This window comes from Streptomyces sp. NPDC047880, assembly GCF_040706515.1.
Lineage (GTDB): Bacteria > Actinomycetota > Actinomycetes > Streptomycetales > Streptomycetaceae > Streptomyces.
Map to the genome: position 1 here is coordinate 42431 of NZ_JBEZOK010000016.1, position 25290 is coordinate 67720.

23 protein-coding genes and 1 pseudogene are annotated in these 25290 nt (G+C 72.3%); 13 read left to right on the forward strand and 11 right to left on the reverse strand.

Annotated elements, in window-relative coordinates:
* Positions 1 to 227: 227 nt before the first annotated feature.
* The gene (locus AB0937_RS23355) at positions 228 to 557 is read right to left on the reverse strand and encodes a hypothetical protein (protein WP_366714126.1); all 330 of its coding nucleotides are present in this window, start codon (positions 555 to 557) and stop codon (positions 228 to 230) included.
* A 109-nt stretch (positions 558 to 666) separates the two neighbouring features.
* On the opposite strand from AB0937_RS23355, the gene AB0937_RS23360 reads away from it, so the two are divergent.
* The gene (locus AB0937_RS23360) at positions 667 to 981 is read left to right on the forward strand and encodes a hypothetical protein (protein ID WP_366714127.1); all 315 of its coding nucleotides are present in this window, start codon (positions 667 to 669) and stop codon (positions 979 to 981) included.
* 92 nt (positions 982 to 1073) lie between these two features.
* On the opposite strand, the gene hutH is transcribed toward AB0937_RS23360, so the two are convergent.
* The 3 genes from hutH to AB0937_RS23375 form a co-directional block, all read right to left on the reverse strand.
* Positions 1074 to 2612, reverse strand: coding sequence for a histidine ammonia-lyase (hutH, locus tag AB0937_RS23365; protein ID WP_366714245.1), 1539 nt, complete (start codon positions 2610 to 2612; stop codon positions 1074 to 1076).
* A gap of 119 nt (positions 2613 to 2731) precedes the next feature.
* Complete coding sequence (locus tag AB0937_RS23370; RefSeq protein WP_366714128.1) at positions 2732 to 3880, reverse strand: GGDEF domain-containing protein; 1149 nt, start codon at positions 3878 to 3880, stop codon at positions 2732 to 2734.
* A gap of 87 nt (positions 3881 to 3967) precedes the next feature.
* Complete coding sequence (locus tag AB0937_RS23375) at positions 3968 to 4768, reverse strand: enoyl-CoA hydratase-related protein (protein WP_366714129.1); 801 nt, start codon at positions 4766 to 4768, stop codon at positions 3968 to 3970.
* A 231-nt stretch (positions 4769 to 4999) separates the two neighbouring features.
* On the opposite strand from AB0937_RS23375, the gene AB0937_RS23380 reads away from it, so the two are divergent.
* Entirely contained in the window at positions 5000 to 5782 is a 783-nt protein-coding gene (locus AB0937_RS23380) for a hypothetical protein (protein WP_366714130.1), read from the forward strand.
* A gap of 43 nt (positions 5783 to 5825) precedes the next feature.
* Here AB0937_RS23380 and AB0937_RS23385 read toward each other — a convergent pair whose 3' ends face one another.
* The gene (locus tag AB0937_RS23385; protein WP_366714131.1) at positions 5826 to 6932 is read right to left on the reverse strand and encodes an adenylate/guanylate cyclase domain-containing protein; all 1107 of its coding nucleotides are present in this window, start codon (positions 6930 to 6932) and stop codon (positions 5826 to 5828) included.
* A gap of 366 nt (positions 6933 to 7298) precedes the next feature.
* Positions 7299 to 8165 (reverse strand): biotin--[acetyl-CoA-carboxylase] ligase, encoded by an 867-nt coding sequence (locus AB0937_RS23390; RefSeq protein WP_366714132.1) that lies wholly within the window; start codon positions 8163 to 8165, stop codon positions 7299 to 7301.
* Positions 8166 to 8275: 110 nt separating this feature from the next.
* Here AB0937_RS23390 and AB0937_RS23395 point away from each other — a divergent pair, with 110 nt between their 5' ends.
* From AB0937_RS23395 to AB0937_RS23410, 4 genes are all read left to right on the forward strand, one after another.
* Positions 8276 to 9880, forward strand: coding sequence for an acyl-CoA carboxylase subunit beta (locus AB0937_RS23395; RefSeq protein ID WP_351642544.1), 1605 nt, complete (start codon positions 8276 to 8278; stop codon positions 9878 to 9880).
* Between the two features lie 25 nt (positions 9881 to 9905).
* Complete coding sequence (locus AB0937_RS23400; RefSeq protein ID WP_366714133.1) at positions 9906 to 10115, forward strand: acyl-CoA carboxylase epsilon subunit; 210 nt, start codon at positions 9906 to 9908, stop codon at positions 10113 to 10115.
* A 109-nt stretch (positions 10116 to 10224) separates the two neighbouring features.
* A complete protein-coding gene (locus tag AB0937_RS23405) occupies positions 10225 to 10353 on the forward strand; it encodes a hypothetical protein (RefSeq protein WP_366714134.1) in 129 nt (42 codons plus the stop codon).
* A 32-nt stretch (positions 10354 to 10385) separates the two neighbouring features.
* On the forward strand, positions 10386 to 11006 hold the full coding sequence (locus AB0937_RS23410) for a nucleoside triphosphate pyrophosphatase (protein WP_366714135.1): 621 nt from the start codon (positions 10386 to 10388) through the stop codon (positions 11004 to 11006).
* On the opposite strand, the gene AB0937_RS23415 is transcribed toward AB0937_RS23410, so the two are convergent.
* The gene (locus AB0937_RS23415) at positions 10975 to 11451 is read right to left on the reverse strand and encodes a hypothetical protein (protein WP_366714136.1); all 477 of its coding nucleotides are present in this window, start codon (positions 11449 to 11451) and stop codon (positions 10975 to 10977) included. The two genes, AB0937_RS23410 and AB0937_RS23415, sit on opposite strands and share 32 nt — an antisense overlap.
* 337 nt (positions 11452 to 11788) lie before the next feature.
* Between AB0937_RS23415 and AB0937_RS23420 the strand changes: the two genes are divergently transcribed.
* Entirely contained in the window at positions 11789 to 13564 is a 1776-nt protein-coding gene (locus tag AB0937_RS23420) for a biotin carboxylase N-terminal domain-containing protein (protein WP_366714137.1), read from the forward strand.
* A 582-nt stretch (positions 13565 to 14146) separates the two neighbouring features.
* Here AB0937_RS23420 and AB0937_RS23425 read toward each other — a convergent pair.
* Entirely contained in the window at positions 14147 to 15133 is a 987-nt protein-coding gene (locus AB0937_RS23425; protein WP_366714138.1) for a DeoR/GlpR family DNA-binding transcription regulator, read from the reverse strand.
* Positions 15134 to 15298: 165 nt separating this feature from the next.
* Positions 15299 to 16756: pseudogene (locus AB0937_RS23430) on the reverse strand (NAD(P)H-quinone dehydrogenase); the annotation flags it as partial.
* A gap of 86 nt (positions 16757 to 16842) precedes the next feature.
* On the opposite strand from AB0937_RS23430, the gene AB0937_RS23435 reads away from it, so the two are divergent.
* From AB0937_RS23435 to AB0937_RS23445, 3 genes are all read left to right on the forward strand, one after another.
* Positions 16843 to 17280 (forward strand): gamma-glutamylcyclotransferase, encoded by a 438-nt coding sequence (locus AB0937_RS23435; protein ID WP_033311347.1) that lies wholly within the window; start codon positions 16843 to 16845, stop codon positions 17278 to 17280.
* Between the two features lie 106 nt (positions 17281 to 17386).
* The gene (locus tag AB0937_RS23440) at positions 17387 to 18211 is read left to right on the forward strand and encodes a purine-nucleoside phosphorylase (RefSeq protein ID WP_031110318.1); all 825 of its coding nucleotides are present in this window, start codon (positions 17387 to 17389) and stop codon (positions 18209 to 18211) included.
* Positions 18212 to 18623: 412 nt separating this feature from the next.
* On the forward strand, positions 18624 to 20261 hold the full coding sequence (locus AB0937_RS23445) for a phospho-sugar mutase (protein ID WP_366714139.1): 1638 nt from the start codon (positions 18624 to 18626) through the stop codon (positions 20259 to 20261).
* A 37-nt stretch (positions 20262 to 20298) separates the two neighbouring features.
* Here the strand turns inward: AB0937_RS23445 and AB0937_RS23450 are convergent, their stop codons facing one another.
* Together AB0937_RS23450 and AB0937_RS23455 are read right to left on the reverse strand one after the other, a co-directional pair.
* Positions 20299 to 20586 carry a DUF6204 family protein gene (locus AB0937_RS23450; protein WP_366714246.1) on the reverse strand — a complete coding sequence of 96 codons (288 nt, stop codon included), beginning with the start codon at positions 20584 to 20586 and terminating at the stop codon, positions 20299 to 20301.
* Positions 20587 to 21032: 446 nt separating this feature from the next.
* The gene (locus tag AB0937_RS23455; protein ID WP_366714140.1) at positions 21033 to 21737 is read right to left on the reverse strand and encodes a PH domain-containing protein; all 705 of its coding nucleotides are present in this window, start codon (positions 21735 to 21737) and stop codon (positions 21033 to 21035) included.
* Between the two features lie 123 nt (positions 21738 to 21860).
* Between AB0937_RS23455 and deoC the strand changes: the two genes are divergently transcribed.
* From deoC to AB0937_RS23470, 3 genes are read left to right on the forward strand one after another with little or no spacing between them, the layout of a single operon-like run.
* Positions 21861 to 22823: a deoxyribose-phosphate aldolase gene (gene deoC, locus AB0937_RS23460; protein WP_366714141.1), complete on the forward strand. Its 963-nt coding sequence runs from the start codon at positions 21861 to 21863 to the stop codon at positions 22821 to 22823.
* A 5-nt stretch (positions 22824 to 22828) separates the two neighbouring features.
* Positions 22829 to 24286, forward strand: a complete 1458-nt coding sequence (locus AB0937_RS23465) for an aldehyde dehydrogenase family protein (protein ID WP_366714142.1) — start codon at positions 22829 to 22831, stop codon at positions 24284 to 24286.
* The gene (locus tag AB0937_RS23470) at positions 24287 to 25177 is read left to right on the forward strand and encodes an aldehyde dehydrogenase family protein (protein WP_366714143.1); all 891 of its coding nucleotides are present in this window, start codon (positions 24287 to 24289) and stop codon (positions 25175 to 25177) included.
* Positions 25178 to 25290 lie beyond the last annotated feature (113 nt).

The following is a 25290-nucleotide window of genomic DNA, read 5'->3' on the forward strand; positions in this document are numbered from 1 at the left end:
CCCGAGTGTCCCCGTCACCACTGAGTGCCCCCGCCGGGACTCGTGAGTCCTCATCCGGAAACTTCAACGCTACGACCGGTACGCCCGGTTCCCCAGGTCGCGCAGATGTGGGGATCGACACGTCCGTGACGGACGGTGCTGTCGTTACGGGTGCGGTCGGTGCGCCGCTTGAGACGCATAGACCCCGGGCGGCGGTTGCCGCCCGGGGTCACGAGTTTCCGGACAGCTCAGCCGTCAGTGTCCTCGCCATCATCCTCGTCGAGGTCCCACTCCGGCGAGTCGGGGTCGTACTCGATCCGCTCGCTGCTCCAGGAGGCCTGCTGGAGCTCCACCCCGGGTACTTGGCTGACCAGGTCGAACGGGTCCACGAGGTAGGCGAGGGCCTCCGCGGTGTCTTCCGTCACAGCGCTCTCGGCGTGGGCCCGCTCCGCCGCCGGCATCTCCGACTCGTCGGCGATCCGGCGCAGCGCGGACTTGGTGACCGCGTCCGCGTCGTCGACCTCGAGAACAAGTTCCACCCGAAGCCGTACAAAACGTGATGTCTCAGGAGTGCTCATGGCGGGAGCGTACGTCCAGGCCCTCCCGTGACTTTCCCGTGACCCGCGACTTTCACTAACATCGCCCCACACGGCCAATTCGCCAGCGCCACAAGGGGATCGATATTCCGTGTCATCCGCTCGCCGTCCGTTGCTGACCGCCACCGCCGCGGCGTCCCTGCTGGGCGCCCTGTGGTTCGTCCCGTCCGCGAACGCGACGTCGGACTCCCCGGTGAGAGACGCGGTCTCGACGAGCCCGTCGCCGCAGGTCACGGAGCAGGCGCGGATCGCGGCCACGACCGCGGACGCCGCGGTCGGCGGCACCCGCCTCGCCGACACGGGCAGCTTCGACAGCACGCCGTACCTGATCGGCGGGACCTTCTGCCTGACGCTGGGCGCCGGGTTCGTCGTGTACTCGGTGCGCCGGGAACGGCTCGGTTTCTGACAGCGGTTGACGCGGGACCCGCCGGACGGCAGGCCCCGCCACCCTGCTGACGACAGGACCCCACCGCCTCGTCGACGACAGGGCCCGTCGCCCTACTGCAGCGGCCCGGTGACCTTCTCGACCGCGGCCAGCAGCCGCCCGTCGCGCACGAACGCGTCCGCCGCCGCGAGGTCGGGCGCGAGGAACCGGTCCGGCCCCGCGCCCTCGACGCCCGCCTCCCGGGCGGCGTCGATGACCGCCCGTGTCGCGGGAGCCGGTGCCAGCCCCTCGCGCAACTCGACGGCACGCGCGGCGGCGTAGAGCTCGATGGCGATCACGCGCGTGAGGTTGTCGACCGCCGTGCGCAGTTTGCGCGCCGCCGACCAGCCCATCGAGACGTGGTCCTCCTGCATGGCGGAGGACGGGATCGAGTCGGCGGACGCCGGTACGGCGAGCCGCTTCAGCTCGCTCACCAGCGCGGCCTGCGTGTACTGAGCGATCATCAGGCCCGAGTCCACACCGGCGTCGTCGGCGAGGAAGGGCGGCAGGCCGTGGCTGCGGTTCTTGTCGAGCAGCCGGTCGGTGCGCCGCTCGGCGATCGAGCCGAGGTCGGCGGCGGCGATGGCCAGGAAGTCCAGGACGTAGGCGACGGGCGCCCCGTGGAAGTTGCCGTTGGACTCCACCCGGCCGTCCGGCAGCACGACGGGGTTGTCCACGGCCGAGGCCAGCTCACGGTCGGCGACCAGCCGGGCGTGTGCCATGGTGTCGCGACCGGCGCCGGTGACCTGCGGGGCGCAGCGCACCGAGTAGGCGTCCTGGACGCGCGGGGCGTCGTCCTGGTGGTGGCCGGTCAGGCCGGAGCCCTTCAGCACCGCCAGCATGTTGGCGGCGCTCGCGGCCTGCCCCGGGTGCGGCCGGATGGCGTGCAGCTCGGGCGCGAGGACCTTATCGGTGCCGAGCAGGGCCTCCAGGGACAGGGCGGCGGTGACGTCGGCGGACCGGTAGAGCGTCTCCAGGTCGGCCAGGGCCATCACCAGCATGCCGAGCATGCCGTCGGTGCCGTTGAGAAGGGCGAGCCCCTCCTTCTCGCGCAGTTCGACCGGCTGGATGCCGTGCGCGGCGAGCAGTTCCGCGGCCGGGCGCACGACACCGTCGGGGCCCTCGGCGTCGCCCTCGCCCATGAGCGCGAGCGCGCAGTGGGACAGCGGCGCGAGGTCGCCGGAGCAGCCGAGGGAGCCGTACTCGTGCACGACCGGGGTGATCCCGGCGTTGAGGAGGTCGGCCATGGTCTGCGCGACCTCGGGCCGGACGCCGGTGTGCCCGGAGCAGACGGTCTTCAGCCGCAGGAACATCAGCGCGCGGACGACTTCCCGCTCCACGGCCGGGCCCATCCCGGCGGCGTGCGAGCGGACGATGTTGCGCTGCAGCTGGGCGCGCAGCTCGGGGCTGATGTGCCGGGTCGCCAGGGCGCCGAAGCCGGTGCTCACGCCGTACACGGGGTCCGGCTTGGCCGCCAGCGCGTCCACGATCTCGCGGGCCGCGGCGAGGGCGGCCACGGCCTCCTCGGAGAGCTCGACGCGGGCGCCGCCGCGCGCCACGGCGAGCACGTCGGACGCGGTCACCCCGGACGTCCCCACCACCACAGTGTGCATATCCATATTCAGGAGCGTACGCAGTGAATTCGATGATGTCACCACTGGGGGAGGCGTTCACCCCTTACCGAATACGTCACACCGCCGGTGCCCGGGCACGGCATGCCACCCGGGCGGGGTCAGGGTGCGTGCCGGCCCCGGAACCGCCGGCGCTCCCCGTCCGCCTCCGTGGACGGTTCGTCCGCGAGTCGTACGACGGGGTCGTCGGGCCCGGCCCGCCCCGCCACCACCGGCCTGTCCGCCCGCTCGGCCTTGGCCCGGTACTGGGCCGCGTCGGCGAGCCGGAACAGCCGCCGGGCCGAGCGCACCGGCCCGATCGGGTCCTCGGTGGACGCGACCCCGCAGGCCACCCCGTCCCCGAGGTCCAACTCGGCGGCCCTGCGGCACAGTTCCGTGGCCGCCTTCACGACCTGGTCGGCGGGCGACCCGACCGCGAGCAGACAGAACTCGTCCCCGCCGAGCCGCGCGGCCAGCGCCCCGGGCAGCATGGCCCCGCAGAGCGACAGCACCGACCCGAACCGCTCCAGGAGCCGGTCCCCCGCGGCGTGCCCATGGGTGTCGTTGACCCGCTTGAGCCCGTTCAGGTCGCAGACCACAAGGCTGACGACGGAGTCGTCCCGGCGGTGCCGTTCGATCGCCTGCTCCAGGCGTACGTCCACGGCACGGCGGTTGGCCAGCCCGGTGAGGGAGTCGGTGAAGGCGAGCCGCCGGGCCTCCTCCAGCCGCTCCGTCTGTGCGATGCCCGCGGCCACGACGGAGGCCAGGACGGTGGCGAAGTCGGCGTCGCCCCGCCCGAAGACGGCCTCACCGGCCGGCCGGGCCACGTACAGCTCGCCCCACGCCCGGCCGTGCAGCACGATGGGCGCGACCACGCAGCAGCCGCGGCCGCGGCGCCGCAGGGCGGCGACCCGCTGGTGGCTGTAGCCGGGCCGCCCGGCTGCGGGCCCCTCGGCGGTCTCCACCCACGCGTCGGGTTCCCCGCCACCGGCCCACTGCTCGTGCAGGAACTCGGTGATCTCCGCGAACTGGTGCACCGGGTAGGCCTCGTCCTCCGGGAACTCCTCCTCCCCCTCGGCGAGCTCCCCGACGTTCACCAGGACCCGCAGCCGCCCGAGCTCGCGCTCCCACACCGACAGCGCGGCGAAACTCCCGCCCAGCGCCAGGCACGCCCCGGCGGCCGCGGCGCGCCACGCCTCACGCGACCCGTGTGCGGCCGCCATCCCCTGAGCCAACGCGACGACGGCCGCGAGCCGTCTGTCCTCACCCATCACTCCAGGCTAGGGAGTTTCCAGCCAGACTGACCTGTTTACGACGCGAACGGGGACGACCGGTATCGCCCGGCTCCGCTCCGGCCCCTACTCCCCCGGCCACTGCGGCGTACGCCGCTCATTGAAGGCCGCGACACCCTCCGCCCGGTCGCCCGAGAACGCCGTGGCCCGCCACGCCGCGTCCTCGACCTCCAGCCCGGCCCTCAGGTCCAGCCCCTGCCCGAGCCGCAGCGCCCGCTTGGCCGCCCGCAGACCCACCGGCGAGTTCCCGGCGATCCGCGTCGCCAGCGCCAGCGCCTCCTCCCGGTCCCGCCCCTCCTCGACCAGCCGGTCGACCAGTCCCAACTCGCCCGCCTCCACGGCCTCCACCCGCCGCGCGGAGAAGATCAGCTCGGCCGCCCGGGCCGCCCCGACACGCCGCGGCAGCAGCTGCGTGCCCCCGCCTCCGGGGATCACCCCGACGGACACCTCCGGCAGGCCCACCACAGCCGTCCGGTCCGCCACGATCACGTCGCACGCCAGCGCCAGCTCGAACCCGCCGCCGAGCGCGAACCCGTGCACCGCAGCCACCGTCGGCACCGGCAGCTCCAGCACGCCGGTGTAGGCCGCCCTCGTCACCGGCCGCTGCCGCAGCAGATCCGCGTCGCTGAACGAGTTGCGCTCCTTCAGGTCCGCCCCGACACAGAAGGCCCGCTCATGCGTCGAGGTCAGCACGACCGCCCGTACGTCCCGGTCCTCGCCGAGGGCCGCGCACGCCCCGGTGACGGACCGCGCCATCTCCGTCGACACCGCGTTCATGGCCTTGGGCCGGTCGAGGACGAGCTCCGCGACATGCCCCTGCTCGTGCCGCCGCACCAGCACGAACTCCCCGAACCGTTCCTCACTCATGACACCCTCCGGTTAACGCGGGTTAACAAGGTCGACGCTTCGATCATCGCAGCCGCGTTCCGCCCGCGAAAGGGCGGACGCGCCCGGGTCCGCACCACCCCCCGCCCACCCGTTCGAGTGACATCACCCCAACTCCGTCCCAACCGCTCATGGGAGCGCATAGCGTGCGTCCCCCACGGCGCACAGGGGGCGCACGTGTATCGGGGAGGGACGCCTCGGGGAGGGACCGTGATGACGAACTCGACGGCGAAGCCACGGGGGGCCACCAGGCCCGCCCCGCCACAGCCCCGACGCGAGCCGCCACCCCACCAGGACTCCACGACAACCGCCCGCCGCGAACCCGCACCCCACCAGGACTCCACGGCACGAGGCTCCACGGCACCACACCGGCGCGAGCCTTCCGCGCCCCGGGCGCCGGCACCGGGCGCGACCGGCCCGTTCACTCCCCGGGTCCGGGGCCGGCACCGTAAACCCCGCTCCCGCAAGGTCCTGCTCGCCACCGGCGGCCTCGCCCTCGCCGCCGGCGCCTTGAGCTTCCTGCGCCTGTCCTCCGGCCCGGGCGCCGGGGCCGGCCCGCTCGAAGCGGGGTCACGCCCGGACCCGGCAGCCACCGCCACGGACGGCGCCACCCGGACCGCCGTCACCTTCCCGGCCGTCCCCGACGCGAGCCCCTCGTCACCCACGGCCCTGGGAGGCCTGACCCCGTCACCGGTCACCCAGGGCGCCCGGCCGTCCCCGTCCACCACGGCCGGCGTCCCGGTGACGGCCACCACCGCGGCTCCCGCGCCCACGACCATCCCCGACGCGCCGAACGCCCAAGCCCCGGCCCCGTCGCCCACGGCCTCACACCTCGGCGACGCCCCGAGCACGGCCTCCCCTCCCGCCGCACCGCCGAGCCGGACCGCACCGGCCCCGGCACCCGCACCACCCGAGAAGGAGAAGCCACCGCACGACCCGGGCCTGTGCGTGCCGGTCGTCGGGCTGTGCGTGGACTCACCGGTAGGCCGCCGCTGACGCGCGGGGGCGACGCACTACGGCAGGGGGACCGGGCGAGTGGCTACGGCGCCCCGTCGCGCCGCGTGAGCAGCCACGGCTCCACCACGCCCAGTCCACGCACGGGCCGCTGCCACATCGGCTGCAGCCCGAACCGGTACACCGGGGGCTCCTCGCCCTCCTTCTCCGCCGCCGCGGCCTCCTCGGCCGCCTCCGCCTCCGAGGCCGGGGCGTCCTGCGTACGGATCAGTTCCTCGGCGAAGGCGGTGTCGACGAGCACGGCATCCTTCGGCGCTATCGACGTGAGCCGGGAGGCCAGGTTCACGGTCGTACCGAACACATCACCCATTCGGGTGGTCACCGTGCCGAACGCCATGCCGACGCGCAGCTCCGGCATCGTCTCGTCGTGCGCCATCGTCTCGATCAGGCGCAGGGCGATCTCGGCGGCCGTGCCCGCGTCGTCGGCGGCGTAGAGCACCTCGTCGCCGAGGGTCTTGATCAGCCGACCGCCGTTCGCGGCCACCAGGTCGGCGGCCGTGGTCTCGAAGGCCTCGACCAGCTCGCCGAGCTCCTCCTCCTCCATGCGCCGGGTCAGCCGCGTGAACCCGACCAGGTCGGCGAAGCCGACGGCCAGCCGCCGGTCGACCATCTCCTCGTCGTCGGCCGCCTGCACGACCCGTCCGGCCGAGGCGGCGAGCTGCCGGCGCCAGACGTAGACCAGGAACTCCTGCAGCTCGGGCAGGAGCAGCTCGACGATCGGGTACGTCACCTCGGTGCGGGTCATGCCCGGCTCGGGCGGCTCGGTCAGCCCCTCCAGGAAGGAGTCGATCTGCCACTCGGCGAGCCGTGCGGTGGTCTGCCCCGTGGACCGGGCCACCTGTACGGCCATCGCCTCGCTCAGCAGCCCCGCCTCCACCAGACCGGCCAGGCGTCGCAGCGCGAGGACGTCGGCCTCCGTGAGTGCCTTGGCCTGGCCTATGTCGGCGAAGCCCATGGCACGCCAGAAGCGGGAGGCCAGTTCCATGGAGACACCGGCGCTGCGGGCCGCCTGAAACGGGGTGTAGCGGCGCTCGGCGCCCAGGATGAGCCCTTCGAGGCGCAGGGCGAGCGGATCCTCGCCGGAGTCGGCGCCCTGCGCGTCCGTGCCGGAACCCGAGTCGTCGACGGTCACGCGTGTTGCCCTTCCGATCTGTCACGGTCATGTATCGACCGGCCTCAACTCTACGGCAGGTGTGCGCCAGCTCACTCCGTCAGGTTCAGCCGACGGGGGTGAGGCTCCCGGGGCCGCACAGGAACCGGGCGGGTCTGCCGCTGCCCCGGGGGGCTCCGCCCCCTGGACCCCCGGTCGGCCTGAACGGCCTGGTCCGCAAGCGCCGGACGGGCTGGGACATCCGCAGCCCCCGGCCCCCCCTGGCCGCGGGCATGCGTGCCGCCAGGGGGGAGGACGGGTGGGCGTGGGGTCCCCCTGCTTGAGCGGAAGCCGAGAGCTTGGGGGACACACCCGCCACGCCCGGCTGCGCACCCACCCGGCCGCAGCTCAAGCCGGCCGCAGATGCACGATGTCCCCGGCCCCGACCGGCTCCTGCACGCCCGCCTCCGTCGCCAGCACCAACCGCCCGTCCCCGTCCACCGTGACGGCCTCCCCCACGATCGCCCGGTCCCCCGGCAACTCCGCCCGCACCTCACGCCCGAGCGTCGCGCACCCCGCCGCATATGCCTCGTGCAACCCGCATGCCCCAGCGTCGCCCCCGGCCGCACGCCACCTGCCGTACCAGTCCTCGAGGGACCGCAGCATTCCCCGCAGCAGCGGATCCCGGTCCGTGCTCACCGCCCCGGCCAGTGCCAGCGATCCCGCCGTCGGTACGGGCAGCTCGTCGTCCCTCAGCGAGACATTGATGCCGACCCCGATGACCACCCCGCCGTCACCGGCCCGCTCGGCCAGGATCCCGCCGGCCTTGCGCTCGTCCCGGCCGACCGTGACCAGCAGGTCGTTCGGCCACTTCAGAGCCGTGTCCACGCCCGCCGCCCGGGACAGCCCCGCCGCCACCGCGACCCCCGTGAGCAGCGGCAGCCAGCCCCACCGCGCCACCGGCACCTCGCCCGGCGTGAGCAGGACGGAGAAGAAGAGGCCGGAGCGGGGCGGCGCCGTCCACTGACGGTCGAGGCGGCCACGGCCCGCCGTCTGCTCCTCGGCGACCAGCACCGCGCCCTCGGCGGCCTCCCCCTTCGCCGCCCGGGCCACCAGATCGGAGTTCGTGGAGCCGGTGCGCTGCACCACGTCCACCGCCGACCACAACCCTCCCTGCCGCACCAGCCCCCGGCGCAGGGCGGTGATGTTGAGGGGCGGACGGTCCAGGTCCGACCACCGGCTTCCGTTGGGCTCTGATGCATCTCGCGGCGTCATGCAAGCCACCCTAGGTGTGGTAAACGCCGCACTGCCGATGTGGAGGCACCCCACTACTCTACGGATGAGTAACCGTCCCCCCTTTTGAGCAGGCAGGGAGCCGCATCCCGATGTCCGAGCCGGAAGAGCAGCAGCAGCCCGACATTCACACGACCGCGGGCAAGCTCGCGGATCTGAAGCGACGCATCGAGGAAGCGACACACGCCGGCTCCGCTCGTGCCGTCGAAAAGCAGCACGCCAAGGGCAAGCTGACGGCCCGTGAGCGGATCGAGCTCCTGCTCGACGAGGGCTCCTTCGTCGAACTCGACGAGTTCGCCCGGCACCGCTCCACGAACTTCGGCCTCGACAAGAACCGCCCGTACGGCGACGGGGTCGTCACCGGGTACGGCACCGTCGACGGCCGCCCGGTCGCCGTGTTCTCCCAGGACTTCACCGTCTTCGGCGGAGCGCTGGGCGAGGTCTACGGCCAGAAGATCGTCAAGGTCATGGACTTCGCGCTGAAGACCGGCTGCCCGGTCATCGGCATCAACGACTCCGGCGGCGCCCGTATCCAGGAGGGCGTCGCCTCGCTCGGCGCCTACGGCGAGATCTTCCGCCGCAACACCCACGCGTCCGGCGTCATCCCGCAGATCAGCCTGGTCGTCGGGCCGTGCGCGGGCGGCGCGGTCTACTCCCCGGCCATCACCGACTTCACGGTCATGGTCGACCAGACCTCGCACATGTTCATCACCGGCCCGGACGTCATCAAGACCGTCACCGGTGAGGACGTCGGCTTCGAGGAGCTGGGCGGCGCCCGCACCCACAACGCGACCTCCGGCGTGGCCCACCACATGGCGGGCGACGAGAAGGACGCCATCGAGTACATCAAGCAGCTGCTGTCCTACCTGCCGTCCAACAACCTCTCCGAGGCACCGGTCTTCCCCGAGGAGGCCGACCTGGAGGTCAGCGACGAGGACCGCGAGCTGGACGTGATCGTCCCGGACAGCGCGAACCAGCCGTACGACATGCACGCGGTGATCGAGCACGTCCTGGACGACGCCGAGTTCTTCGAGACGCAGCCGCTGTACGCGCCGAACATCGTCACCGGCTTCGGCAGGGTCGAGGGCCACCCGGTCGGCATCATCGCCAACCAGCCGACGCAGCTCGCCGGCTGCCTGGACATCAAGGCCAGCGAGAAGGCCGCCCGCTTCGTGCGCACCTGCGACGCCTTCAACGTCCCGGTGATCACGTTCGTCGACGTCCCCGGCTTCCTGCCCGGCGTCGGCCAGGAGCACGACGGCATCATCCGCCGCGGCGCCAAGCTGATCTACGCCTACGCCGAGGCGACCGTCCCGCTGATCACGATCATCACCCGCAAGGCCTTCGGCGGCGCCTACGACGTCATGGGCTCCAAGCACCTGGGTGCCGACCTCAACCTCGCCTGGCCCACCGCCCAGATCGCCGTGATGGGCGCCCAGGGCGCGGTCAACATCCTGCACCGCCGCACCATCGCGGAGGCCGAGGCGAACGGCGAGGATCTGGAGGCGGTCCGGGCCCGGCTGATCCAGGAGTACGAGGACGCCCTCCTCAACCCCTACGTCGCGGCCGAGCGCGGCTACATCGACGCCGTGATCCTGCCGTCCGAGACCCGCCGGCACGTCGTACGGGGTCTGCGTCAACTGCGCACGAAGCGGGAATCCCTGCCTCCGAAGAAGCACGGCAACATCCCCCTCTAGCCCGCAGCGAGCCCAGGAGGCCCACATGACGATCAAGGTCGTACGGGGCAACCCGACCCCGGAGGAGCTGGCCGCCGCCCTGGCGGTGGTCAGGGCCCGCGCCGCGGCGGCGGCAGCCGTCCCGCCCGGCGCGCCGACCTCCCGCGATTCCTGGTCCGACCCGTCCCGCATCGCGGCCCACCGCCTGCCCCAGCCGGGGCCGTCGGCCTGGGGCCGCACGTATTGGCCGGGCTAGAGCTCCCGTCCCGGGGGCGCGGGGAACCGCGCACGGTGGAACAACGCGGGGCGCCGATTTGAGTACCGCTACTCAGGCGCCCCGCCCTGCCAGGCCGCACCCTGGTGACATGCTGTGGTCCGACCCCGAGAACGAACCGCCCGAAGAACTGCGTGACATGCAGGACATGCTGCGGCGGCTGAGCGTTCTCCTGGCCCTGGCCATGGTGCTGGTGATGCTCGTGATCGGCGTGAGGTGAGACGCGCCGGGTGACGCCGATACGCTGAACGCATGACAGATCAGCCGCGCCGCCGACTCGTCCTCGCCTCCCAGTCCCCCGCCCGGCTCGGACTGCTCCGTCAGGCCGGGCTCACCCCCGAGGTGATCGTGAGCGGCGTCGACGAGGACGCCGTCATCGCCCCCACCCCCGCCGAGCTGGCGCTGGCCCTGGCCGAGGCGAAGGCCTCCGTCGTGGCGGCCCGGCCCGACGTCAAGGGCGCGCTCGTGATCGGCTGCGACTCGGTGCTCGACCTGGACGGCCAGGCCCTCGGCAAGCCGGCGGACGCCGAGGAGGCCACCGCCCGCTGGAAGTCGATGCGCGGCCGCGCCGGCACCCTCCAGACCGGCCACTGCGTCTACGACACGCTCACCGGCCGGTACGTCTCCGCCACCGCGTCCACGGTCGTCCACTTCGGCGACCCCACCGACGAGGAGATCGCCGCCTACGTGGCCTCCGGCGAACCCCTCTACGTCGCCGGGGCGTTCACTCTGGACGGCCGTTCGGCCCCGTTCATCGACGGCATCGACGGCGACCACGGCAACGTCATCGGCCTCAGCCTCCCGCTCCTGCGGCGGCTGCTGGCCGAGCTGGGCGTCGGCATCACGGAGTTGTGGGAGCCGGCGGAGCGCTGACCGGGGACCCGTCGCCGCTCTCCCCGCCCCCGGGCGCGGCGCCGGCGGGCTCCCCCGGACGGTCGTACGTCATCAGCAGCAGCACGATCAGGGCGAGCACCAGCACCATGAACAGGAACGCCGGCCAGCCGACGAGCCCCCAGGTGAACGCGCCCAGCACACCGTGCACGACCGCCGCGCTGATCAGCAGCACGCGTCCGAGGCCCGCCGGGGGCCGGTCCCGAAGCGCCACCAGCAGGGCGACCAGGCCGCACAGGGCGAAGTAGAGGCCGAAGGCGATCCCGCCGATCTTCGACGACACCGACATCATGTGCGGGTCCAGCCCGGCCAGCGACATGTCCTGCCGGTCGACGACGACCCCCAGGAACCAGTTGAGCGCCGCGATGCCGAACGCCTCGGCGAACAGCAGCACCGCCACGACCCACGCCACCGGCCTGCGTATCACCGGGCCCACCCTCTTCCCTCCGAAGACACCGTGAACGCTACTAACCGGTAAACCGGGGGACAAGGGTCCGGCAGCGGGCAAAGAATCATTGGGCCATTCGTAGGGACTCGACAAAGAAACCGAGTGGCCCGCAGCACGTGATGACAGAGACCTTGACCACAAGGGAGGGCTAGGGTTCTCCGAAGGAGTACTGCGTACCGCGGTGCGACAAGGGATTTCGCGGGTCGAGCGAGCCACGCATCACGCTCCGTGTGGGCAAGCTCACCACTGTGGACGGGTCGAAGTGTCGTGTCGGCTGTCCCTAAACTCGGCTTGTTTCAAGGAGGGAGCCTCAATCGTGCGCAAGGTGCTCATCGCCAACCGTGGCGAAATCGCTGTCCGCGTGGCCCGGGCCTGCCGGGATGCCGGTATCGCGAGCGTGGCCGTCTACGCCGACCCGGACCGGGACGCTCTGCATGTCCGCGCCGCGGATGAGGCGTTCGCCCTGGGCGGTGACACGCCGGGCACCAGCTACCTCGACATCGAGAAGGTGCTCAACGCCGCCCGCGAGTCGGGCGCGGACGCCATCCACCCCGGCTACGGCTTCCTCTCCGAGAACGCCGAGTTCGCTCAGGCGGTCCTGGACGCGGGCCTGATCTGGATCGGACCGCCCCCGCAGGCGATCCGCGACCTCGGTGACAAGGTCGCCGCCCGGCACATCGCGCAGCGCGCGGGTGCCCCGCTGGTGGCCGGCACGCCCGACCCCGTGTCCGGTGCCGACGAGGTCGTCGCGTTCGCCGAGGAGCACGGCCTGCCGATCGCCATCAAGGCCGCCTTCGGCGGTGGCGGTCGTGGTCTGAAGGTCGCCCGCACCCTCGAAGAGGTGCCGGAGCTGTACGACTCGGCGGTCCGTGAGGCCGTCGCCGCCTTCGGCCGGGGCGAGTGCTTCGTCGAGCGCTACCTGGACAAGCCGCGGCACGTGGAGACCCAGTGCCTGGCCGACCAGCACGGCAACGTGGTCGTCGTCTCCACCCGTGACTGCTCCCTGCAGCGCCGCCACCAGAAGCTCGTGGAGGAGGCCCCCGCGCCGTTCCTCTCCGAAGCGCAGGTGGAGGAGCTGTACTCCGCCTCCAAGGCGATCCTCAAGGAGGCCGGCTACGTCGGCGCGGGCACGGTCGAGTTCCTCGTGGGCCTCGACGGCACGATCTCCTTCCTCGAGGTCAACACCCGTCTCCAGGTGGAGCACCCGGTCACCGAGGAGGTCGCCGGCATCGACCTCGTGCGTGAGATGTTCCGCATCGCCGACGGCGAGGAGCTCGGATACGGCGACCCGGAGCTGCGCGGTCACTCGTTCGAGTTCCGTATCAACGGCGAGGACCCGGGCCGCAACTTCCTCCCGGCCCCCGGTACGGTCACGGCGTTCGCGCCGCCGTCCGGCCCGGGTGTCCGTCTGGACGCGGGCGTGGAGTCCGGCTCGGTCATCGGCCCGGCGTGGGACTCCCTGCTGGCGAAGCTGATCGTCACCGGCCGCACCCGCAAGGAGGCGCTGCAGCGTGCCGCCCGTGCGCTGGAGGAGTTCCAGGTCGAGGGCATGGCGACGGCGATCCCGTTCCACCGTGCGGTGGTGAAGGACCCGGCGTTCGCGCCGGAGCTCACGGACTCGTCCGACCCGTTCACGGTGCACACGCGGTGGATCGAGACGGAGTTCGTCAACGAGATCAAGCCGTTCGCGGCGCCGGCGGACGGCGCGGACGCGGACGAGGAGCCGGGCCGCGAGACGGTCGTCGTCGAGGTCGGCGGCAAACGCCTCGAGGTCTCCCTGCCGTCGTCGCTGGGCATGTCCCTGGCCCGTACGGGTCTCGCGGCGGGCGCCAAGCCGAAGCGCCGCGCGGCGAAGAAGTCGGGCCCGGTGGCGTCCGGTGACACCCTCGCCTCCCCGATGCAGGGCACCATCGTCAAGGTCGCCGTCGAGGAGGGCCAGGAGGTCAAGGAGGGCGACCTGGTCGTCGTCCTGGAGGCCATGAAGATGGAACAGCCGCTGAACGCGCACCGCTCGGGCACGATCAAGGGCCTGAGCGCGGAGATCGGCGCGTCGGTGACGTCGGGCGCGGCGATCTGCGAGATCAAGGACTGACGCGGCCGCACGGCTACACGGCACGCCCCCCGGCGCGGCCCCGAGTGGGGGCCGCGCCGGGGGGTGTCCGTCCTCGGAACGGCGCGATGGGGCCGGACACCGGCTGACTGTCCGTCGACGCGCCAACCGCTGCGGGCGGACACCCCCGACACGACCCCTTGGGTACGACGGCGACTGCGGGAGCATCGTGGCTCGCCCGGCGCGATCAGCGTCCTACGGCTGCGGGCCGGTCGTGACTCGCCCGGCCAGCGTCATGGGCCCATGGCCTCGGGAGCATCCTGGCTCGCCCAGCCGTCGCAGGCGCGTGGCTGCGGGCCCGTCGTTACTCGTCCGCATGGACCTGTGAGCAGCCGCCCAGCTGCGGGCATGCGTGCCGCCAGGGGTGGCACGGGTGGGCGTGGGGGTCCCCCTGCTCGAGCGAAGCCGAGAGCTTGGGGGAGGCACCCCGTTCCGCCGGGCTGCGGACCCACCCGGCCTCGGCACCGACGCAGCGGCACCTCGCGACGCAGGGCTGCGGACCCACCCGGCCTCAGCACCAGCGCCGGGTGCCGGTAAACCCACGGGCTCAACCCACCGTCGGCATCATCGCCGCCGCAGATCAGCCACCCGCGCCCGCTCCGCCCCGGGCCCCTGCTCACCCAGCATCGAGGCAGAGGCGGACCTCAACTGTCCACCGGCTCCCGGCACCTGCCGCCGAGGGCCGGGCAACGGCACATCCCGGCGCTGCTGGCGCGCCGGGACCCCATCACCCCCCGGGCCCGCCGCCCCCGCTCCGGCAGAACCCCCCTGCCCCCCGGCCACGGCGATCTGCACGCCCTGGTCGGCGAGTGCCTGGAGTTCCGTGGCCGCACGGTCGTCATGGGCGGGCGGCTCGTCCGTGACGAGGCGCGTGATGAGATCCGTCGGCACGGTCTGGAACATGGTGTCGGTGCCGAGCTTCGTGTGGTCGGCGAGCACCACCACCTCCGCCGCGGCCTGCACCAACGCCCGGTCGACGGACGCCGACAGCATGTTGGACGTGGACAGCCCGCGTTCGGCGGTCAGCCCGGCCCCGGACAGGAACGCGCGCGACACCCGCAGCCCGTGCAGGGACTGCTCCGCACCGCTCCCGACCAGCGCGTAGTTCGAACCGCGGAGCGTGCCGCCGGTCATCACGACCTCGACCCGGTTGGCATGGGCCAACGCCTGGGCGACGAGGAGTGAGTTGGTGACGACGGTGAGACCGGGCACCCGGGCGAGCCGGCGGGCCAGCTCCTGGGTGGTCGTACCCGCCCCGACCACGATCGCCTCGCCCTCTTCCACGAAGTTCGCGGCGAGGTCGGCGATGGCGGTCTTCTCGGCGGTCGCGAGATGAGACTTCTGCGGAAAGCCGGACTCCCGCGTGAAACCGCCCGGCAGTACCGCACCGCCGTGCCGGCGGTCGAGGAGTCCTTCTGCCTCCAGCGCGCGCACGTCCCGCCGTACGGTCACTTCGGAGGTCTGGACGACGCGGGCGAGCTCACGGAGCGACACGGCCCCGTTCGCTCGCACCATTTCGAGGATCAATTGGCGACGTTCTGCAGCGAACACGAAACTGACAGTAACGCCAGCGACCGTCTGCTTTCAGCAGTTTGCGCTGAATAGCAGAAGATGTTCGCACCAGGCAGCGGGAGGTGGTATAGGGCCTAGTCCCGCCGCCTATGCCGTACGAATGGTCGAACACTCCCCGTGACCAGGGAGGAGTCGAATTCGGCCTCAGCCCCCGGCCGTCTCCTTGCGGGTGTGCAACTGCCGTGCCACCTCGGCGATCGAGCCCGACAGGGAGGGATAGACGGTGAAGGCCTTCGCGATCTGTTCGACGGTCAGATTGTTGTCGACCGCGATCGAGATGGGGTGGATCAGTTCCGAGGCGCGCGGCGACACGACCACACCGCCGACCACGATCCCGGTGCCCGGACGGCAGAAGATCTTGACGAAGCCGTCGCGGATGCCCTGCATCTTCGCGCGCGGGTTGCGCAGCAGCGGCAGCTTCACGACCCGCGCGTCGATCTTCCCGGCGTCGACGTCGGCCTGGGTGTAGCCGACGGTCGCGATCTCCGGGTCGGTGAAGACGTTCGAGGAGACCGTCTTCAGGTTCAGCGGGGCCACCGCGTCGCCCAGGAAGTGGTACATGGCGATACGGCCCTGCATGGCGGCCACGGACGCGAGGGCGAACACACCGGTCACGTCACCGGCCGCGTACACGCCGGGAGCGGTCGTACGGGACACCCTGTCGGTCCAGATGTGGCCGGACTCGCGCAGCCTGACGCCGGCCTCCTCCAGCCCCATCCCCGCGCTGTTGGGCACGGCGCCGACGGCCATGAGGCAGTGCGAACCGGTGATGACACGCCCGTCGGAGAGCGTCACCTCGACCCGGTCCCCCACCCGCTTGGCGGACTGCGCGCGGGAGCGCCCCATGACGTTCATGCCGCGCCGCCGGAAGACGTCCTCCAGCACGGCCGCCGCGTCCGGGTCCTCACCGGGCAGGACGCGGTCCCGCGACGACACGAGCGTCACGCGGGACCCCAGCGCCTGGTAGGCACCGGCGAACTCGGCACCGGTCACACCGGATCCGACCACGATCAGCTCCTCGGGGAGCTCGTCGAGGTCGTACACCTGGGTCCAGTTCAGGATCCGCTCGCCGTCCGGCTGGGCGTCGGGCAGCTCACGCGGATGTCCACCGGTCGCGATGAGCACGGCGTCCGCCGTCAGGGTCTCCTCGCTGCCGTCGGCGGCGCGCACCACCACCTTGCGCGACCCGTCGAGCGCCTGCATGCCCTCCAGCCGCCCGCGCCCGCGCATGACACGCGCCCCGGCACGCGTCACGGAGGCCGCGATGTCGTGCGACTGGGCGAGCGCGAGCCGCTTCACACGCCGGTTGACCTTGCCGAGGTCGACACCGACGACGCGCGCGGGCGTGTCGATGTGCGGGGTGTCGTCGGCGACGATGATCCCCAGCTCCTCGTACGAGGAGTCGAAGGTGGTCATCACCTCGGCCGTGGCGATCAGGGTCTTCGACGGTACGCAGTCGGTGAGCACCGACGCCCCGCCCAGACCGTCGCAGTCGACGACGGTCACCTCCGCGCCGAGTTGAGCGGCCACCAGCGCCGCTTCGTATCCGCCGGGTCCGCCACCGATGATCACGATCCGAGTCACGTACTCCATTGTCCCGCACGCAACAACGTGACACCGCCCGGGGGCCCGACCGTGCGCCTGTCGTTACACGAGTGACGCCGGACCACCTGCCGTACCCTTCCCCCATGTCGCTCTACGCCGCGTACGCCGGCAACCTCGACGCGCGGCTGATGTCCCGCCGCGCCCCGCACTCGCCGCTGCGCGCCACCGGCTGGCTGAACGGATGGCGACTGACCTTCGGCGGCGAGCACATGGGCTGGGAGGGTGCCCTGCCGACGATCGTGGAGGACCCGCTCTCGCAGGTCTTCGTCTCCCTCTACGACATCGCCCCCATGGACGAGGAGTCACTCGACCGCTGGGAGGGCGTGGGCCTCGACATCTACCGCCGTACGCGCGTACGGGTCCACACCCTGGACGGTGAGGACACCGCGTGGGCCTTCGCCCTGAACGCCTACGAGGGCGGCCTGCCCTCCGCCCGCTATCTGGGCGAGATCGCCGACGCGGCGGAGTCTGCCGGTGCTCCCCACGACTACGTGATGGAGCTCCGCAAACGCCCCTGCTGACGGCGGCCCGCCCGAGGCCTCTCGTCGGAAACGACAAGACAACGATCGCCACCCCGTGAGCTCCGCCATCTACGCGCGTAGGCTTTCACCGGTTACCCTCGTCGGCGTGAACGCATCTCTTCTTCCGGACGACATCCAGGGCGACCCCCACGCGGCCGCCGACGCCGCCGCGGCCCGCCTGCGCGAACTGACGGGCGCCGAGACCCACGACGTCGCCCTCGTGATGGGCTCCGGCTGGGCCCCGGCCGTGGACGCCCTGGGCGCCCCCGAGGCCGAGTTCCAGGTCACCGAGCTCCCCGGTTTCCCGCCCCCGGCGGTGGAGGGCCACGGAGGCAAGATCCGCTCCTACCGGATCGGCAACAAGCGCGCCCTGGTCTTCCTGGGCCGTACGCACTACTACGAGGGCCGCGGGGTGGCCGCGGTCGCCCACGGCGTCCGCACCGCGGTCTCGGCCGGCTGCAAGACGGTCGTCCTCACCAACGGCTGCGGCGGCCTGCGCGAGGGCATGCGCCCCGGCCAGCCGGTCCTCATCAGCGACCACATCAACCTCACCGCCACCTCCCCCATCATCGGCGCGAACTTCGTCGACCTCACCGACCTGTACTCCCCGCGCCTGCGGGCCCTGTGCAAGGAGGTCGACGCCACGCTGGAGGAGGGCGTCTACGCCCAGTTCCCCGGCCCGCACTACGAGACTCCGGCCGAGATCCGCATGGCCCGCGTCATCGGTGCGGACCTGGTGGGCATGTCGACGGTCCTCGAGGCGATCGCCGCGCGCGAGGCGGGTGCGGAGGTCCTCGGCATCTCCCTCGTCACCAACCTGGCTGCCGGCATGACGGGCGAGCCCCTGAACCACGAGGAGGTCCTCCAGGCGGGCCGCGACTCCGCGACACGCATGGGTTCCCTGCTCGCGCAGGTCCTGGGCCGCCTGTAGGCCCCGGCGACGGCGCTGAGGCCTGCTGGGACCGCAACCCGGCGAAACGGGGTGCCTCCCCCAAGCTCTCGGCTTCGCCCGGGCAGGGGGGACCCCCACGCCCACCCGTGCCGCCCCGGGCGGCACGCATGCCCGCAGCCAGGGGCGAGCCACGTCGCTCCCGCACCCGCGTACGCGAGCAGAGGTCGTGTCGGGGGGTGTCCGCCCACAGCGGTTGGCGCGTCGACGGACGGTCAGCCGGTGTCCGGCCCCATCGCGTCGTTCCGAGGACGGACACCCCCGGCGCGGCCCCGACCCGCACCCCACGCACAGGCGAAGCGCACGCGCACCCCCACCGGCGGAAGGCAAGCCCCCGCCCCACCGCCGGAGGCACCCGCACCGATCAGAGACAAGCGAGAGGCTGACCCCGACCGTGCACGACGAACTCATCGCACAGGCCCAGGCGTGGCTCACCGAGGACCCCGACCCGGAGACCCGCACCGAGCTCGCCCGCCTGATCGACACCAAGGACCACGCCGAACTCGCCGCCCGATTCAGCGGCACCCTCCAGTTCGGCACCGCCGGCCTGCGCGGCGAACTCGGCGCCGGCCCCATGCGCATGAACCGCTCGGTCGTCATCCGCGCCGCCGCCGGCCTCGCCGCGTACCTCAGGAAGCAAGGCCACGACGACGGCCTCGTGGTCATCGGCTACGACGCCCGCCACAAGTCCCACGACTTCGCCCAGGACACCGCCGCCGTCATGATCGGCGCGGGCCTGCGTGCGGCCGTCCTCCCCCGCCCCCTCCCGACCCCCGTGCTCGCCTTCGCGATAAGGCACCTCGGCGCGGTCGCGGGCGTGGAGGTCACCGCCAGCCACAACCCGCCCCGCGACAACGGCTACAAGGTGTACCTCGGCGACGGCTCGCAGATCGTCCCCCCGGCGGACATCGAGATCGCGGCGGAGATCGCGGCCGTCCCGTCCCTCACCACCGTCCGGCGCCCCACCGACGGCTGGGACGTCCTCGACGACAGCGTCCTCGACGCCTACCTCGCCCGCACGGACGCCGTCCTGGCCGAGGGTTCCCCCCGCACCGCCCGCACGGTGTACACGGCGATGCACGGCGTCGGCAAGGACGTCCTCCTGGCCGCCTTCGCCCGCGCCGGCTTCCCGGAGCCGGTCCTCGTCGCGGAGCAGGCCGAACCCGACCCGGAGTTCCCGACCGTCGCGTTCCCCAACCCGGAGGAACCCGGAGCGATGGACCTGGCCTTCGCGACCGCACGCGCCGGCGAAACCGCCCCGGACCTGATCATCGCCAACGACCCGGACGCAGACCGCTGCGCCGTCGCCGTACGGGACGGCGGCGACTGGCGCATGCTGCGCGGTGACGAGGTCGGCGCGCTGCTCGCCGCGCACCTGGTCCGCCGTGGAGCGACGGGCACCTTCGCGGAGTCGATCGTCTCCTCGTCCCTCCTCGGCCGGATCGCCGAGAAGGCGGGCCTCCCCCATGTCGAGACCCTCACGGGCTTCAAGTGGATCGCCCGCGCCGAGGGTCTGCGCTTCGGCTACGAGGAGGCCCTCGGCTACTGCGTGGACCCCGACGGCGTGCGCGACAAGGACGGCATCACGGCCGCGCTGCTGATCACGGAACTGGCCTCCGGACTGAAGGAGGAGGGCCGCACGCTCCTCGACCTGCTGGACGACCTGGCGGTGGAGCACGGCCTGCACGCGACGGACCAGCTCTCGGTGCGCGTCGAGGACCTGTCCCTCATCGCCGCCGCGATGCGGCGTCTGCGCGAACAGCCCCCGACAGAGCTGGCCGGCCTGCCGATCACCCGTACCGACGACCTCACCAAGGGCACGGCCGAACTCCCGCCCACGGACGGTCTGCGGTACACCCTCGACGGCGCCCGCGTGATCGTCCGCCCGAGCGGTACGGAGCCGAAGCTGAAGTGCTACCTGGAGGTCGTGATCCCGGTCGGGTCGCACGACGATCTCCCGGCGGCCCGGGCGAAGGCGACGGCACTGCTGGAGTCGATCAAGCGCGACCTGTCGACGGCTGCGGGCATCTGAGGCGACGGAGGAGCCCGCACCGTCCCGGCCCCCGCCCCTAGGAACCCTTGCGGGCCGCCTCCCGCCGCTGCCGCTTGCCGAGCGGCGCCTGGGAGAGGTCCTCGGCGGTGGACCTGAGGTTCTTGTAGCCGTACCCACGCTGCTCGAGCCAGGCCCGCGCCGACGCCTCGGCCCGCTCGGCGGCCTCCAGGATGTCCTCCTCGGCCTCCCCGGAGTCCAGGAAGCGGAAGGTGAAGGCGGGCCGCACGGCCACGTCGTAGGTGAGGCTCCCCTCGGGCGTGAAGGCCGCGCGCAGCACGTCGTGCTCCGCGGCCCGCTCCAGCAGCTCGGCTCACTGCCCGGCGCTCAGCCCCTCGAAGACGCCTCGCACGGTGACACGGAAGGTACGGGTGCTCATGCCCCGAACCTAGGCGCGGGGATGCCCCGGCTCCACCGGTTTTCACGGCACCTAACCGATCTCGAGGCACCGGCGGAGCGGCCGGAACACGGGCCGGGGGGGCGGAGCCCGCCAGCAAGTACGGGCAGAGGCGGCCGTCACACCGGACGGACCGGACGGCACACCCGGCCGGGGCCGAGCCCGGCAGCGAGCACGGGCAGAAGCGGCCATCACACCGGACGGACCGGACGGCACACCCGGCCGGGGCCGAGCCCGGCAGCGAGCACGGGCAGAAGCGGTCAGGGCGGACCGGTCGGCACACCCGGCCGGAGCCGAGCCCGGCAGCGGGCACCCGGGCAGAGCGGCCGGCACACCCGGCGGGGGCGGGTGCCCCTTCAGCCCACCGCCACCAGGATCAGCACCAGGACGGCCCCCGCCACCGCCGGTGCCAGCACCTCGTAGGCCCACCGCACGGTGACCTCGCCCTGCGCCGGCTCCGCCCGGTGCCGTGCCTCGTGGAGCCCGCGCAGCTCGTCCATGATCCGGTCGGTCTCGGCCCGCACGGGCCCCTCGGAGACGGAGTCCCCGCCGAGGCCGGCGCCGAGGCCCGCCCGCATCCCGAGCGCACTGCCGCGGCCCTCGTCCCGGCCCATCTCCCGACGGGCCTGCGCCGTCGCCCGCATCTCACGCCGCGCGGCCTTCTTGCGGGCCCGCAGCGACACGGGCACCGCCCACAGCTGGTACTTCGCGCCGGACTCGGTGAGGACCTCGTTGGAGTAGGAGGAGCGCAGCGAGGCGACCTGCCCCCAGGGCACGACGACGAGCCGGAAGGGGTTGCGGATCCGCAGCCGGTCGTCGCCCGCGTACACGGCGGGCCGCAGAGTGAAGGCGACGACCAGCGGCACGACGAGGAGCAGCACGGCGAGCGCGAGCCACGGCGTGCGTCCCTCCCCGGAGAGCACCGCGTCGATGCCGAGCCACCCGGCGATGGCGAGCAGCAGCACACCACCGGCGATGGCCGGGACCGACCGGTACACCCGGTCCTTGGACTCGGGCTCCGAGGGCTGCGGTGCCGGTGACTGGGGTTCGGGGCTGGTCATGTCTCGATTCTGCCGGACCCTTCTTCCGGCCCCTCATCCGCCCGAGGAGTATCGGCGGATCCGCCTCGGAAGGACCGGGGACTGTACAGCCGCTACGCGCGTAGATATGCTCGTCTGGTGACCATGCCCAGTTCTGCACTCACCGCAGCTCACCCCCTCAAGGACGTCGCCGCGTCCGACAGCTCGCTGCGCCGCTTCCTCCACGGGCTCCCCGGCGTCGACGCGGTCGGACTCGAGGGCCGTGCGGCCTCCCTCGGCACCCGTTCGATCAAGACGACCGCCAAGGCGTACGCCATCGACCTCGCCATCTCGATGGTCGACCTGACGACGCTGGAAGGCGCGGACACCCCGGGCAAGGTCCGGGCGCTCGGCGCGAAGGCGGTCAAGCCGGACCCGACCGACCGTACGACGCCCTCCACGGCGGCGGTCTGCGTCTACCCCGACATGGTGGCCGTGGCCAAGGAGGCCGTCGCCGGCTCCGGCGTGAAGGTCGCCTCGGTGGCCACGGCGTTCCCGGCCGGACGCGCCGCGCTCGACATCAAGCTGGCCGACGTGCGTGACGCCGTCGCCGCCGGCGCGGACGAGATCGACATGGTCATCGACCGCGGGGCGTTCCTCGCGGGTCGATACTTGAAGGTGTACGACGAGATCACCGCCGTGAAGGAGGCCTGCGGCACCTCGGCGCGCCTGAAGGTCATCTTCGAGACCGGCGAGCTCTCGACGTACGACAACATCCGCCGCGCGAGCTGGCTCGGCATGCTGGCGGGCGCGGACTTCATCAAGACCTCCACCGGAAAGGTCGCGGTCAACGCGACCCCGGCGAACACGCTGCTCATGCTGGAGGCGGTGCGCGACTTCCGGGCGCAGACCGGCATCCAGGTCGGCGTGAAGCCGGCCGGCGGCATCCGCACCTCCAAGGACGCCGTCAAGTTCCTCGTGCTGGTCAACGAGACCGCGGGCGAGGACTGGCTGGACAACCACTGGTTCCGCTTCGGCGCCTCCTCGCTGCTGAACGACCTGCTGATGCAGCGGCAGAAGCTGGCCACCGGCCGCTACTCCGGTCCCGACTACGTGACGGTGGACTGATCACCATGGCTTCCGTATTCGAATACGCCCCGGCTCCCGAGTCGCGCGCGATCGCCGACATCGCTCCCTCGTACGGCCTGTTCATCGACGGCGAGTTCGTCGAAGCGGCGGACGGCAAGGTCTTCAAGACCGTCTCCCCGTCGACCGAGGAGGTCCTCTCCGAGATCGCCCAGGCCGGTTCCGAGGACGTCGACCGCGCGGTGAAGGCCGCGCGCAGGGCGTTCGAGAAGTGGTCGGCGCTGCCGGGCTCGGAGCGCGCGAAATACCTGTTCCGCATCGCGCGGATCATCCAGGAGCGTTCGCGCGAGCTCGCCGTCCTCGAAACCCTCGACAACGGCAAGCCGATCAAGGAGACCCGCGACGCGGACCTCCCCCTGGTCGCCGCGCACTTCTTCTACTACGCGGGCTGGGCCGACAAGCTCGGCCACGCCGGCTTCGGCGCGAACCCGAGGCCCCTCGGCGTCGCCGGCCAGGTCATCCCCTGGAACTTCCCGCTGCTGATGCTGGCGTGGAAGATCGCCCCGGCGCTCGCGACGGGCAACACGGTCGTCCTGAAGCCGGCCGAGACGACCCCCCTGTCCGCGCTGTTCTTCGCGGACATCTGCCGTCAGGCGGGCCTGCCCAAGGGCGTCGTCAACATCCTCCCGGGCTACGGCGACGCGGGCGCGGCGCTGGTCGCCCACCCGGATGTGAACAAGGTGGCCTTCACCGGCTCCACGGCCGTCGGCAAGGAGATCGCCCGCACGGTCGCAGGGACAGGGAAGAAGGTCACGCTCGAACTGGGCGGCAAGGGCGCGAACATCGTCTTCGACGACGCCCCCATCGACCAGGCCGTCGAGGGCATCGTCAACGGCATCTTCTTCAACCAGGGCCAGGTCTGCTGCGCGGGCTCCCGCCTGCTGGTGCAGGAGTCGATCCAGGAGGAGCTCCTGGAGTCCCTGAAGCGCCGCCTGTCCACGCTGCGCCTCGGCGACCCGCTGGACAAGAACACGGACATCGGCGCGATCAACTCCGAGGAGCAGCTCACCCGCATCACCTCGCTCGTCGAGCAGGGCGAGGCGGAGGGCGCCGAGCGCTGGTCACCGGCGTGCGAGCTGCCGGAGAGCGGCTACTGGTTCGCCCCGACGCTGTTCACGAACGTCACCCAGGCGCACCGGATCGCCCGCGACGAGATCTTCGGGCCGGTGCTGTCGGTGCTGACGTTCCGCACGCCGGACGAGGCGGTCGCCAAGGCCAACAACACGCCGTACGGCCTGTCCGCCGGCATCTGGACGGAGAAGGGCTCGCGCATCCTGGCGGTCGCGAACAAGCTCCGCGCGGGTGTCGTCTGGTCCAACACGTTCAACAAGTTCGACCCGACGTCGCCGTTCGGCGGCTACAAGGAGTCGGGCTTCGGCCGCGAGGGCGGCCGTCACGGCCTGGAGGCGTACCTCGCCCCGTCGAGCCCGGAGGGCGAGCGTTAAATGAATGCAGTTGATCGGCTCAACGTCCTGAAGACCTACAAGCTGTACGTCGGCGGGAAGTTCCCGCGTTCCGAGAGCGGCCGGGTGTACGAGGTGACGGACTCGAAGGGCAAGTGGCTGGCGAACGCACCGCTGTCCTCCCGCAAGGACGCCCGGGACGCGGTCGTCGCGGCGCGCAAGGCGTTCGGCGGCTGGTCCGGGGCGACGGCGTACAACCGGGGCCAGGTCCTCTACCGCGTCGCGGAGATGCTGGAGGGCCGCCGGGAGCAGTTCACCCGTGAGGTGGCCGACGCGGAGGGCCTGTCGAAGTCCAAGGCGGCCGCGGTCGTGGACGCCACGATCGACCGCTGGGTCTGGTACGCGGGCTGGACCGACAAGATCGCCCAGGTGGTCGGAGGCGGCAACCCGGTCGCGGGCCCGTTCTTCAACCTGTCGTCCCCCGAACCGACGGGCGTGGTCGCGGTGCTGGCGCCGCAGGAGTCGTCGTTCCTGGGCCTGGTGTCGGTGCTGGCCCCGGTGATCGCGACGGGCAACACGGCGGTCGTGGTGGCGAGCGAGAGGGCGCCGCTTCCCGCCCTGTCCCTGGCCGAGGTGCTGGCCACCTCGGACGTCCCGGGCGGCGTGGTCAACGTCCTGTCGGGCCGCACGGCGGAGATCGCGACCCCGCTGGCGTCCCACCAGGACGTCAACGCGATCGACCTCGCGGGCGCCGACGAGGTGCTGGCGAAGGAACTGGAGATCGCCGCCGCCGACAACCTCAAGCGCGTACTGCGTCCACAGCCTGTGGATTACGCGGAGACGCCCGGGATCGACCGTCTGACGGCGTTCCTGGAGACCAAGACGGTCTGGCACCCCACGGGATCACTGGGCGCGTCGGGTTCCTCGTACTAGCCGTACCGGCCGCCCGCACAGCCGAAGCCCCGGCCCGCCTCCGTCCGGGAGGGCCGGGGCTTCCCCGTGGCGTGGGCGGGGTCACCGCTGCGACAGCGGCCCGCTCCTTGCAG

What these genes read in the sequence shown, in the direction of transcription:
- AB0937_RS23355 (WP_366714126.1), bottom strand. Translation starts at nt 557, where the DNA reads ATGAGCACTCCTGAGACATCACGTTTTGTACGGCTTCGGGTGGAACTT.
- hutH (WP_366714245.1), bottom strand. Translation starts at nt 2,612, where the DNA reads ATGCACACTGTGGTGGTGGGGACGTCCGGGGTGACCGCGTCCGACGTG.
- AB0937_RS23370 (WP_366714128.1), bottom strand. Translation starts at nt 3,880, where the DNA reads ATGGGTGAGGACAGACGGCTCGCGGCCGTCGTCGCGTTGGCTCAGGGG.
- AB0937_RS23375 (WP_366714129.1), bottom strand. Translation starts at nt 4,768, where the DNA reads ATGAGTGAGGAACGGTTCGGGGAGTTCGTGCTGGTGCGGCGGCACGAG.
- AB0937_RS23380 (WP_366714130.1), top strand. Translation starts at nt 5,000, where the DNA reads ATGACGAACTCGACGGCGAAGCCACGGGGGGCCACCAGGCCCGCCCCG.
- AB0937_RS23390 (WP_366714132.1), bottom strand. Translation starts at nt 8,165, where the DNA reads ATGACGCCGCGAGATGCATCAGAGCCCAACGGAAGCCGGTGGTCGGAC.
- AB0937_RS23395 (WP_351642544.1), top strand. Translation starts at nt 8,276, where the DNA reads ATGTCCGAGCCGGAAGAGCAGCAGCAGCCCGACATTCACACGACCGCG.
- AB0937_RS23400 (WP_366714133.1), top strand. Translation starts at nt 9,906, where the DNA reads ATGACGATCAAGGTCGTACGGGGCAACCCGACCCCGGAGGAGCTGGCC.
- AB0937_RS23405 (WP_366714134.1), top strand. Translation starts at nt 10,225, where the DNA reads ATGCTGTGGTCCGACCCCGAGAACGAACCGCCCGAAGAACTGCGTGAC.
- AB0937_RS23410 (WP_366714135.1), top strand. Translation starts at nt 10,386, where the DNA reads ATGACAGATCAGCCGCGCCGCCGACTCGTCCTCGCCTCCCAGTCCCCC.
- AB0937_RS23435 (WP_033311347.1), top strand. Translation starts at nt 16,843, where the DNA reads ATGTCGCTCTACGCCGCGTACGCCGGCAACCTCGACGCGCGGCTGATG.
- AB0937_RS23455 (WP_366714140.1), bottom strand. Translation starts at nt 21,737, where the DNA reads ATGACCAGCCCCGAACCCCAGTCACCGGCACCGCAGCCCTCGGAGCCC.
- deoC (WP_366714141.1), top strand. Translation starts at nt 21,861, where the DNA reads ATGCCCAGTTCTGCACTCACCGCAGCTCACCCCCTCAAGGACGTCGCC.
- AB0937_RS23465 (WP_366714142.1), top strand. Translation starts at nt 22,829, where the DNA reads ATGGCTTCCGTATTCGAATACGCCCCGGCTCCCGAGTCGCGCGCGATC.
- AB0937_RS23470 (WP_366714143.1), top strand. Translation starts at nt 24,287, where the DNA reads ATGAATGCAGTTGATCGGCTCAACGTCCTGAAGACCTACAAGCTGTAC.